The sequence below is a fragment of the Nocardia brasiliensis IFM 10847 genome (genome assembly GCF_000710915.1).
In the GTDB taxonomy this organism is placed as follows: Bacteria; Actinomycetota; Actinomycetes; order Mycobacteriales; family Mycobacteriaceae; genus Nocardia; species Nocardia brasiliensis_A.
The window spans coordinates 115,114-126,102 of record NZ_BAUA01000075.1 but is presented as its reverse complement, the minus strand read 5'-3'; the positions used below and the strand labels follow the sequence as shown (position 1 = coordinate 126,102).

The following is a 10,989-nucleotide window of genomic DNA, read 5'->3' as shown; positions in this document are numbered from 1 at the left end:
CGCAGCTGTTCTCGCTCGTCGGCGCGATCGCCGGACGGCCTGCGCCCGTGGTGAACGGTTTCGATGCGCAATTGCGTCCGACGGGGGTGTTCACCCTGGACGAACCGGCACCGGAGCAGAGCGTCGGGTCCGAGGTCATGCCCGCGCACACGGTGGTCGACCGGCGGATATTGTGGCGGATCCTGTTGTCCGGTCTCGGCGACGTCGTGCATTTCGGGCGACGGTGCCTTGGATATGTCAGGGAAAACGGTGGCGTGACAGCGCGATTCGCGGACGGCGGACAGGTGCGCGGCGCGGTGCTGGTCGGCGCGGACGGTATCGGGTCGGCGATCCGAGGGGTGCGGCTGCCGCAAGCCCGCGTCGTCGATACCCGAACGCGGCTGATCTACGGCCGGGTGCCACTCACGCCGGAACTACGACGCGCCATTGCGCCGACGATGTTCAGTGTGTTCAATTCCGTGGTGGATCCGGACCGGCGGTTCGTCGGTATCGCGCCCGTGCAATACCGCGAACCTCCGGCGACGGCCGCCGCTCGGCTGGCCCCCGGACTCCGGCTGGGGGCGGTGACGGACACGCTCGCTGTGCTGTTCGGCTGCCAGGTCGACCGAATGCCCTTGGGTGACAACGAGTTTCGATCGGCAGACGGCCTGCAGCTGCGAAACCTGGTGCTCGACCAGCTGTTCGGCTGGCATCCGCTGGTCACTCGCATCGTCGGGAGCTGGATTCCGTCGAGTGTCTACCCCATCGTCGTGCGCAGCAGCGTGCCCGTCGCACCATGGCCGAGTTCGACCGTGACGTTGCTCGGTGACGCGATCCACGCCATGAGCCCCGCGGCCGGTGCGGGCGCGAACATGGCGCTGCGGGACGCCGCGGCCCTCGCCGCCGCGTTGGCCGCCGCGACAGATCATGGCACGCTACTCGACGCGATCCGAGACTACGAGCGAGACATGATCGACGAGGGGTTCGCGATGGTGCGGGTGTCCGCGGCGAATGGGACGCAAACCCTCGGTGCCGATCCATTGCCGAGTTGAACAAACCGGCGACACCTTCCCCGGAACTGGCACGAGGCGGCTCGGCCGAGTCCGAGATCCGAGACGGTCTATCGGGCGCTGCGGTCCGGGTAGGGGGCGGCGGGGGGATACTCGCTGCTGTGCGCGTAGAGATCTGTGTGGAGTCGGTCAACGGGGTGCGAATCGCCGAACAGGTGGGTGCGGATCGGATCGAATTGTGCGGCGGGTTGTCCGATGGCGGGCTCACGCCCAGCATCGGCCTGCTCGAGCACGCGATCGCCGCTACCACGAAAACCCAAGTGCACGTGCTGATTCGGCCCCGGTCGGGTGATTTCGTGTACACCCGCGACGAGATCGAGCTGATGGTCCGCGATATCGCCGCGGCGCGGGCGGCCGGAGCCGATGGGGTCGTCGTCGGCGCGCTCGACGGGTCCGGCGCGGTCGATCCGGCTTGCGCGGCCTTCGTCGCGGCGGCCGAACACCTGGACATCACTTTTCACCGGGCGATAGATGTCAGTGCGTCTTCGCAGCGGACCTTGGATCAGGTGATCGAACTCGGTTTCACCAGGGTGCTGACCGCGGGCAGGCAGCGTGCGGTCCTCGACGGCGCGGCGGTGATCAAGGATCTGGTGGGGCGGGCCGCGGGCGCGCTCGACGTGATGGCGTGCGGTGGTGTCCGTCCGTCGAATGCCGTCGCGGCGCTGGACGCGACCGGCGTCGCCGATCTGCACGCGGCCATGCGCACTCCGGTGCCGGGCGCCGCGGGCAGCGCGGTGTTGTTCGCGGGAGCCGGTGTGCCGCAAGGCTTCGACCGCTTCGACACCGACCCCGCCGAGGCCGCCGAACTCTGCCGCCTCGTGCACGGTCGGCGGCAAGCCGAATAGTTTTGCGGCGGTCCGGCGTTCAGCGCCGGACCGCCGCGCCGGGCTCAGCCCCTGGACACCTCGATCAGCCGCTCACGCAGCCAGGTCAGCGGGGTGTCTCCCCCGCCGACCGCGTAGTGCGGGTAGCTCTGGTGGATGCCGGATTTCAGGAAGTCGTCGATCTGCTGCTTGCGCTCTTCGTAGGCCGAGTTGTTCAGCTGGTCGGACAGCAACCCGAGACCACCCGCGGCGAGCGCGTCGGCGATGAGCGCGTTGGCCTGCTGCTGGTAGGCGCCGAGCAGCGCGGGGTTGGGGTTCGAGACCTGGGCGAAGAAGCCCGCGATGCGGGCGGCGAAATCACCGTCGGGGATCGCGCAGTACAAATCGCCCGCGGCGCAGAACGTGTAGGTCTGCGGGGTGAGCCAGCCGAAGCCGCCCAGGCGCGGACCGCCCGCGCCCGCACCGAGGACCGGCGGGCCGATCAGCGTGTCGGTGGGCGAGCGGCGCGGATCGGAGATGAGCCCGACCAGGGCGACGCGCTCGGGGCGCACGACGCCGAGCCCGGTGCCGATCTCGGCGGCCACGTCACCGGCCGCGTCCGCGCCCTGGCTGTAGCCGAGCAGCGCGAACCGGGTCGAGTCGCAGCGCTGGGCCATGCCGGTGAGCAACGCGCGGGTGCCGTTGATGGCTTCCTGCTTGGAACGTCCGTAGACGTCGCCTTCCCACGGGAACGCGGTCGCCGGGTAGGCGACATAGTCGGTCGCGACATCGCCCGGCAGGTTGTCGGCGACCGCGGCGAGCATCCCCTTGCCCGGCTCGGCGTTCGAGGTCTCCCAGGTGCCGGGCACCGCGACCACGTACATTTCGGGGCAGTGTTGCGGGGCGGCTTGTGCGGTCGTCGCCGCGCCGACCGGCAGGACTGCGGTGACCATGGCGGCCGCGCAGGCGGCGGTGTTCTTCCATCGCGAAAACATCGTGTACTCCGTGTGCACTGCCGGGGCGCGGCCCGGTCGGCGAAGGCGCTCGGTGTCCGTTTTGAGCGCCGTTGACTGTCTCTCTTCAGGTGTTCCCCCACCTCCGGAATTTTCCGGAGGTCCGAACAGTGTCTCCAGAATGTTCGCCGGACGCCAGCGGGTTCGGTGACTTCGTTCGGAAATTCGGCCGAACATCGGCTCGGAATATGTGCGCCGCAGCCCCTTTTCGGCCTTATGCACAGCTCTTGCCTGCGGTTATGCGTCTTACGCACAAGACAGGCCCGGCGCGTGCGCCCGCCTACGCGCGGTCGGGGATCACGGCGGTGACCTCGATTTCGACCATGGCTTGTTTTTCGATGAGCCGGGTGACCTCGATGGCGGTCATCGCGGCGTCGAAGGTGCCGATGATGTCCCGGAAGGCCGTGCCGATGTCGCGTTGGGCCGCGATGTAGGCATCGGCGTCGGTGACGTACCACGTCATCCGGACGATGTGCGCGGGCTCGGCGCCCGCCTCGGCCAGCACCGCGACGACATTGCGCAGCGCTTGGCGGACCTGGCCGGCGAGGTCGTGGGCGCGGAACACGCCGTCGCTGTCCCAGCCGACCATGCCCGCCACGAACACCAGCTCGCCGCGCGCGACGACGCCGTTCGCGTAACCGCGCGGCCGCGGCCACCCCGGCGGTTGCAGGACCCTCATGCCGTCGCTGCCGAATCGCCGTGCATCGCACCGGTTTCGCGTAAGCGGAAGCGTTGCAGCTTGCCGGTCGGGGTGCGCGGCAGATCCGCGACGAAGGCGATGGCCCGCGGGTACTTGTACGGGGCCACAGTACGTTTCACGAAGTCCTGCAATTCCTCGACCATCCCGTCGGTGGCGTCGATCTCCGGACGAAGCACTACATAGGCTTTGACGATCTGACCACGATCCTCGTCGGGCACGCCGACCACCGCGCAGTCGGCCACGGCGGCATGTCCGGCCAGGGCATCTTCCACCTCGGGCGCGGCGATGTTGTACCCGGACGACACGATCATGTCGTCCGAGCGGGCCTGATAGTGGAAATAGCCGTCGGCGTCGACCCAGTACGCGTCGCCGGTGTAGTTCCAGCCGTCGCGCACATAGACCGTCTGCCGCTCGTCGGCGAGGTAGCGGCACCCGGTCGGTCCGCGCACCGCGAGCAGGCCGACTTCCCCGGGCCCCAACGTGTTTCCGTCCGCGTCCACGACCCGAGCCTGATATCCCGGCACCGGTAACCCGGTCGCGCCGGGCCGTGCGTGCGCCTCGTCGGCCGAGATGAAGATGTGCAGCAGTTCGGTGGCGCCGATACCGTCGATCAGCTCGATCCCGGTGGCCTCGCGCCACCGGGTGCGGGTGGACGGCGGCAACGGTTCACCCGCGGAGACGCACTTGCGCAGGGTGGTGCCGCGCAGTCCGACGCCGTGCCGCGCGAGAATCCGATAGGAGGTGGGCGCGGTGAACAGCACCGTCGCGCCGAATTCGGTGATGGCCTCCAGCAATCGGGCCGGACTCGCCTGCTCGAGCAGCACCGTCGACGCCCCGACCGTCATGGGGAACAACAGCAGTCCGCCGAGCCCGAACGTGAAAGCCAGTGGCGGGCTGCCGATGAACACGTCGTCGGGATCGGGCCGCAGGATGTGCCGCGGGAAGGTGTGGCAGATCGCCAGCACGTCGCGGTGAAAGTGCGCGGTGGCCTTCGGAACTCCGGTGGTGCCGGAAGTGAAGGCGATGAGGCAGACGTCGTCGGCCGCGGTCGCCACGGTGTCGAACCAGCCGTCGTGGCGGGCCATCAGCGCTTCCAGTCCGTCGCCGGAACTGCTGTGGAAGTAGCGGATCCGGTCGAGGGTGGGGCAGGCGGCCGCGACCGCCGCGAGTTGACCGGCGAGCGCCACATCGCACAGCGCGTGGGTGATCTGCGCCTTGTCGACGATCTGGGTGAGTTCTTTGACGCGCAGCAGCGGCATGGCCGTCACGGCGATCCCGCCGGCCTTCATCACCGCGAACCAACAGGCCGCGAGCATCGGATTGTTCGGGGCGTCCAGGAGTACCCGGTTGCCCGGCACCAGCCCCATGTCGTGCACCAGCACCGCGGCGATCCGGTTGGCTTGGTCGTGCAGTTCGGCATAGGTCCAGCGGGGACCGCCCGGGGCCTGGACGCAGAGCCGGTCGCCGTTGCCGTCGAGCACGTGCCGGTCGAGTAGTTCGGTGGCGCAATTGAGTCGGCTGGGGAAGCGGAGTTCCGGTCGATCGAACACGAGGTCGGGCCACTGGTCCAGCGGCGGCAGGTGGTCGCGGGCGAAGGTGTCGATGTGGGCGCTTGTCATGGTCGAACCTTGTGGGGGAGAGGGTGATCGGAGATCAGGACGGATCGGGTGGGATGCCGCGCAGCAGTTCGCGGGCGATGATCAACTGCTGCACCTCGGTGGCGCCCTCGTAGATGCGCAGGGCGCGGATATCGCGGTAGAGCCGCTCGACCGGCTGGTCGCGGACCACCCCGAGCGCACCCCACATCTGTACGGCGGCGTCGATGACCTGTTGGGCGCCTTCGGTCGCGGCCAACTTCGCCATGGCAGCCTCCCTGGTGACCGGGCGGCCTTGATCGCGTTGCCACGCGGCCCGATAGGTGAGCAGCGCGGTCGCGTCGATCGTGGTCGCCATGCGTGCCAGTTCGGCTCGGGTGAGCTGGAAGTCGGCCAGCACGCCGCCGAACATCCGTCGCGAGGTGGTGCGGTCCAGCGCTTCGGCCAGTGCGCGCCTGGCGAATCCGAGTGCGGCGGCCGCCACCGACGTCCGGAAGACGTCGAGGGTGCGCATCGCGACACCGAAACCGCCGCCCGCGGCGCCGATCCGCTGTGTCGCCGGTATCCGGCACCCCTCGAAGCGCAGCCGGGCGAGCGGGTGCGGGGAGATCACGTCCAGGCGTTCGGCGATGCGCAGACCCGGATTGTCGGCGTCGACCAGGAAAGCCGAAATGCCTTTCGCGCCAGGGGCTTCGCCGGTGCGGGCGAACACCACGTAGAAGTCCGCGATGCCGCCGTTGGAGATCCAGGTCTTCTCGCCGTCGAGCACGATATCGCCGCCGTCGGCGCGGGCGGCGCAGGACAGCGCGGCGGCGTCGGAACCCGCCTCGGTTTCCGACAGTGCGAAGGCCGCGATCGCCGTGCCGGTCGCCACTCGCGGCAGGTATCGCCGCTTCTGTTCGTCGGTGCCCGCCAGGCTGATCGCTGCGGAGCCGAGTCCCTGCATCGCGAAAGCGAAGTCGGCCAGTGCGTCCCGCTCGGCCAGGATCTCGCGGGTGAGACACAAAGCGCGCGTGTCGATCTGATCGCGACTGCCGCCGAAGTCGGTGCCCGCGACGGCATGCCGCAGCCAACCCGCGTCGCCGAGTTCCCGGACCAGTCGACGGCACCGGTCGTCGAGCTCGGCGGCGGGGTCCCGACCCAACCGGTCGTCCGCCCAATCACTCAGCGCGGCAGCGTGTGTACGGTGCTCGTCCGCGAAGAACGGCCAGTCCCAATGGTCGGCGCGCATCGGACTAGTTCCCTTCGAACTTCGGCCGCTGTTTGTCCCGGAACGCGTGATACGCCCGGGCGAAATCCTGCGTGAGCATGCAGAGGGCTTGGGCCTGCGCTTCGGCCTCGATGGCCTGGTCCACCGTCATCGACCACTCCTGGTGCAGCATGGTTTTCGTGATGCCCTGGGCGAAGGTCGGGCCTTCGGCGAGGCGGCGCGCCAGCTCGCCGGCCGCGCCGAGTACCTGGTCCGGCTCGGTCAGCTGGTTGAAGAAGCCCCATGCGTAGGCTTCGGACCCGGTCATCGTCCGGCCGGTGTACAGCAGTTCTGACGCGCGGCCCTGCCCGATGATCCGCGGCAGGATCGCGCAGGCGCCCATATCGCAGCCGGCGAGGCCCACCCGGGTGAACAGGAACGCGGTCTTGCTGCGCGCGGTGCCGACGCGCATATCGGCGGCCATGGCCAGAATCGCACCCGCTCCCGCGCAGACCCCGTCGACCGCCGCGACGATCGGTTGCGGGCACGCGCGCATCGCCTTGACCAGATCGCCGGTCATCCGGGTGAACATCAGCAGCTCGGGCGCGGGCAGCGCGATCAACGGGCCGATGATGTCGTGCACGTCGCCGCCGGAGCAGAAGTTCTCGCCCGCACCGGACAGCACGATCACGCTGACGTCCTCGGCATAGGCCAAGCGGCGGAACAGATCTCGCAGCTCGGCGTAGGAGTCGAAGGTCAGCGGGTTCTTCCGTGCCGGGCGATCGAGCACGATCGTGCCGACGCCGGCGTCGACCTGCCAGCGGAAGTGTTCGCCGGTGTAATCGGCGAGCGTGCTGCGGTTCGCCGCGCGCAGGGCGGGATCGAGATGCTGGGTCATGCGAAGTCCCGTGGGGTCGATGGATCGTTGTCGAGCTCGGCGGTGGTGGCGAGGTGGATGCGGAGCTTGCCGAGCAGGTCGAACAGCGCTTGCTCGTTCCCGCGGCCGAAACCGGCGAACATCTCGGTGAGCCAGCCTTCGTGTTCGGCGGCCATCTCCTCGAACCGCGTGCGGCCCAGCTGGGTCAGCCGCACCAGCGTCGCCCGCTTGTCGACCGGATCCGGTATCCGGTCCACCCAGCCCTCGGCGACCAGCTGATCGGTCAAGCCGGTGACGTTGCCTCCGGTGACCATCAGGTAGCGCGACAGCGCGCTCATCCGCAGGCCGTCGTGATGACGGTCGAGCTGTGCCAGATAGTCGAAGCGGGGCAACGAGGTCGCGAATCGCAAGCGCAGCCGGGTCCGGATCTCCTGTTCGATCTCGTTGGTGGTGGCCAGGAGTCGCAACCACAGCCGCACGTCGAGATGATCACCGGAGGCGGCGCGGGCTTCCATCCCGATGCGTTCGTCACCCAGCACCGGCCCGGCGTCACGCTGTGCGGTCACCTCACATCACCTCCCCGCCGCTGACCGAGATGGACTGCCCGGTCAGCGCATCGGCGGCCGCCGAGCAGAGCCAGGCGACGGTCGCGGCGACCTCCGCGGGCTCGATCAGCCGCCCCTGCGGGTTGTGCCGGACGAAGGCCGCGCGCGCCTCCTCGGTGCTGCGCCCGGTCGTTTCGATCACGTGTGCCACGCTTTCCTGGAGCAGGTCGGTATCGGTGAAGCCGGGGCAGACCGCGTTCACCGTGACGGGTGTGCCCGAAAGTTCCAGTGCCAGTGCGCGAGTCAGTCCGACCACACCGTGTTTGGCCGCCGCGTAGGCGGCCACGTAGGGGTAGCCGCGCAGCCCGGCCGTGCTGGCGATGTTGACGACCCGGCCGCGCCCGTTGGCGAGCATGTCCGGCACCGCGTCCCTGGTGCACAGGAAGGTGCCGGTCAGATTGACCGCGAGCATGCGTTGCCACAGTTCGTCGGTGGTGTGCCGCAACGGCGCACTGGCCGCCTGCCCGGCGTTGTTGACCAGGATATCGATCGCGCCGTGCCGCGCGCGGGCGTCGGCCAAGGCCGCTGTGACGGCCGCCGGATCCGTGATATCGCACGATATTGCGTGCGCGGCAGCAGATTTCGGCAGCCGGGCGACGGTGTCGGTAGCCCGCGTGAGATCGCGGGCCAGCAGGGTGAGCCGAACGCCGTCCTGCGCGAGCCTGCTCGCGATCGCCGCGCCGATCCCGCGTGATCCACCGGTGATCAGTGCGTGCCTGCCGCGGGTGCGTTGCGCCATGCCGGTCACCCCTTCGCCGTCGCGGCGGCCTGTTGGCGCTGGATGTTCGCCTCGAATTGCCGCTTGGCGGCGCGATATTGCTTCGGCCAGGTGAGATCGGTGTAACCGATCTTGGCCGCCTCGGTGAGCGTCCACGCCGGATTCGCCAAGTGCGGGCGGGCGATCGCGCACAGGTCGGCGCGTCCCGCCGCCACGATGCTGTTCACATGGTCGGCTTCGGAGATCGCCCCCACCGCGATCGTGGCGATCCCGGCCTCCTGGCGCACCCGGTCGGCGAAGGGCGTCTGCCACATCCGGCCGAAGGTGGGCTGCTCCGCCTTCGACACCTGTCCGGCGGAGCAGTCGATCAGGTCCGCGCCCGCCTGTTTGAACTGCTTCGCGATCTCGACGGCATCGGCCGGGGTGATACCGCCGTCCACCCAGTCGTGCGCCGAAATCCGCACCGATATGGGCAATTCGGCGGCCAAGCGGCGCGCACCGCGGCGAACACCGCCAGTGGATAGCGCAATCGGTTCGACAGGGAACCGCCGTAGTCGTCGGTGCGCCGGTTGGTCAGCGGCGAGATGAAGCTGGACAGCAAATAGCCGTGCGCGCAATGCAATTCGAGCCAGTCGAAGCCCGCTGCCGCCGCCCGGCGGGTGGCTTCGACGAATTGGCTCGTCACCTCGGCCATGTCGTCCTCGGTCATCGCGCGCGACCATTGGCTGACCCCGGGCAAGTACTGCTGGGGCGAGGCGGAGATCAACGGCCAGTTCGGTTCGTCGTCCGCAGCCGTGAGCGGTTGATCGGTGCCGTCCCACATGCGGCGCGTGGAGCCCTTCGCGCCCGAATGGCCTAGCTGCATACCGATTTTCGCGTCCGTGTTGGCGTGCACCCAATCGACGATGCGCTGCCACGCCCGCTGCTGCTCGTCGGTGTAGAGGCCCGGGCAGCCGGGCGTGATCCGCCCGGTGGGGCTCACGCAGGTCATCTCGGCGAAGACCAGTCCGGCCCCGCCGGTGGCACGCGCGCCGAGGTGGACCAGGTGGAAATCGGTCGGCACGCCGTGCACCGCCGAGTACTGCGCCATCGGCGAGACGATCACCCGGTTCTTCAAAGTCACCGAGCGCACCGTGTAGGGCGTGAACATCGGTGGGACGGAAGGCTCGTCGGCGGTGCGGGAGACGCCCGCCCGGGCGTCGAACCACCGCTCGTAGTCCTCCAGCCAGCCCTTGTCGCGTAGCCGCAGATTCTCGTGACTGATTCGCTGGCTGCGGGTGAGCATCGAGTACATGAACTGCTCGGGTTCGAGCTGGTCGCAATACCGTTCGCCGCACACCTCGAACCACTCCATGGCGTTCCATGCCGCGTTCTGCAAGCGCAGCGCGTCGATCGACCGCACCTCCTGATACCGGGTCAGCACCGCGGGCAGGTCGGCGGGGGAGTCGCCGTGCGCGCCGAACTGGCGCACGAGTTCGATGGCGTCCTCTAGTGCCAGTTTGGTGCCCGACCCGATCGCGAAATGCGCGGTGTGCACCGCATCGCCCATCAGCACGACGTGACTGTCGCCGTTGTCGAGCCACCACTGATCGCATTTGACCCGCTGGAAGTTCTGCCACCCGGAGCCGGGCAGGTGTCGCGAGTTCGTCATCAGCTTCTCGCCCTGGAGATTGTCGGCGAACAGCCGCTCGCAGAACGCCACCGATTCGTCCGGCTCGGCTCGGTCGAGTCCGTGGGCGCGCCAGACGCGTTCCGGACATTCGACGATGAAGGTGCTGGTGTTCTCGTCGAATTTGTAGATGTGCGCCTGCACCCAACCGTGTTCGGTCTGCACGAAATCGAAAGTGAAAGCGTCGTATAGCTTTTCGGTGCCGAGCCAGATGTAGCGGTTGGGCCTGGTGGCCAGATCGGGTGCGAACACGTCGCGGTGGCCGGTGCGGATCCTGGAGTTGATGCCGTCGGCGGCGACGATGAGGTCCGCATCCGGGAATTCGCGATCCGAGTGGACCTCCCGGTCGAACTCCAGTTTCACCCCGACCTCTTCGCACCGCTCCTGCAAGATGTTGAGCAGCTTCTTACGGCCGATGCCGACGAATCCGTGTCCGCCGGAGCGCAATACCCGGCCCTTGAACCGCAGTTCGATATCGTCCCAGTGATTGAACGCCGACTGGATCCGGTCCGCGGTGGGGCGATCCCACTCCCGCATGTTGTCCATCGTGGCGTCGGAGAACACCACACCCCACCCGAAGGTGTCATACGGCCGGTTGCGTTCGATGACGGTGATCTCGTGCTGGGCGTTGAGCTGCTTCAGCAGCAACCCGAAGTACAGGCCGGCGGGTCCGCCGCCGATGCACACGACCTTCATCTGCTCTCCTCTGAAGTCGCGGTAGCAGTACTTTACAACTAAAGCTTTAGATCTGAAGTAGTTTCCGGCCACGGA

At 68.4% G+C, this 10,989-nt stretch carries 9 protein-coding genes and 1 pseudogene; 2 read left to right on the top strand and 8 right to left on the bottom strand.

Annotated elements, in window-relative coordinates; all coding sequences use genetic code 11:
* Together NBRGI_RS16195 and NBRGI_RS16190 are read left to right on the top strand one after the other, a co-directional pair.
* A partial coding sequence (locus NBRGI_RS16195) for an FAD-dependent oxidoreductase (RefSeq protein WP_029897141.1) occupies nucleotides 1–1,031 on the top strand: 1,031 nt, incomplete at its 5' end.
* A gap of 119 nt (nucleotides 1,032–1,150) precedes the next feature.
* Nucleotides 1,151–1,894, top strand: coding sequence for a copper homeostasis protein CutC (locus NBRGI_RS16190; protein ID WP_158439889.1), 744 nt, complete (start codon nucleotides 1,151–1,153; stop codon nucleotides 1,892–1,894).
* Between the two features lie 44 nt (nucleotides 1,895–1,938).
* On the opposite strand, the gene NBRGI_RS16185 is transcribed toward NBRGI_RS16190, so the two are convergent.
* The 8 genes and pseudogenes from NBRGI_RS16185 to NBRGI_RS43860 all read right to left on the bottom strand — a co-directional run bounded on the left by NBRGI_RS16185 (nucleotide 1,939) and on the right by NBRGI_RS43860 (nucleotide 10,914).
* A complete protein-coding gene (locus NBRGI_RS16185) occupies nucleotides 1,939–2,847 on the bottom strand; it encodes a cutinase family protein (protein WP_029897137.1) in 909 nt (302 codons plus the stop codon).
* A 298-nt stretch (nucleotides 2,848–3,145) separates the two neighbouring features.
* A complete protein-coding gene (locus NBRGI_RS16180) occupies nucleotides 3,146–3,544 on the bottom strand; it encodes a RidA family protein (RefSeq protein ID WP_029897135.1) in 399 nt (132 codons plus the stop codon).
* Complete coding sequence (locus NBRGI_RS16175) at nucleotides 3,541–5,184, bottom strand: AMP-binding protein (RefSeq protein WP_029897134.1); 1,644 nt, start codon at nucleotides 5,182–5,184, stop codon at nucleotides 3,541–3,543. The genes NBRGI_RS16180 and NBRGI_RS16175 overlap by 4 nt, the downstream gene beginning before the upstream one ends.
* 34 nt (nucleotides 5,185–5,218) lie before the next feature.
* Nucleotides 5,219–6,391 carry an acyl-CoA dehydrogenase family protein gene (locus tag NBRGI_RS16170; RefSeq protein WP_029897132.1) on the bottom strand — a complete coding sequence of 391 codons (1,173 nt, stop codon included), beginning with the start codon at nucleotides 6,389–6,391 and terminating at the stop codon, nucleotides 5,219–5,221.
* Between the two features lie 4 nt (nucleotides 6,392–6,395).
* Entirely contained in the window at nucleotides 6,396–7,247 is an 852-nt protein-coding gene (locus NBRGI_RS16165) for an enoyl-CoA hydratase family protein (protein WP_029897130.1), read from the bottom strand.
* Nucleotides 7,244–7,792, bottom strand: a complete 549-nt coding sequence (locus NBRGI_RS16160; RefSeq protein ID WP_029897128.1) for a MarR family winged helix-turn-helix transcriptional regulator — start codon at nucleotides 7,790–7,792, stop codon at nucleotides 7,244–7,246. The genes NBRGI_RS16165 and NBRGI_RS16160 overlap by 4 nt, the downstream gene beginning before the upstream one ends.
* A gap of 1 nt (nucleotide 7,793) precedes the next feature.
* On the bottom strand, nucleotides 7,794–8,570 hold the full coding sequence (locus NBRGI_RS16155) for an SDR family NAD(P)-dependent oxidoreductase (RefSeq protein WP_029897126.1): 777 nt from the start codon (nucleotides 8,568–8,570) through the stop codon (nucleotides 7,794–7,796).
* A gap of 5 nt (nucleotides 8,571–8,575) precedes the next feature.
* Nucleotides 8,576–10,914 (bottom strand): annotated as a pseudogene (locus NBRGI_RS43860) (bifunctional salicylyl-CoA 5-hydroxylase/oxidoreductase).
* Nucleotides 10,915–10,989 lie beyond the last annotated feature (75 nt).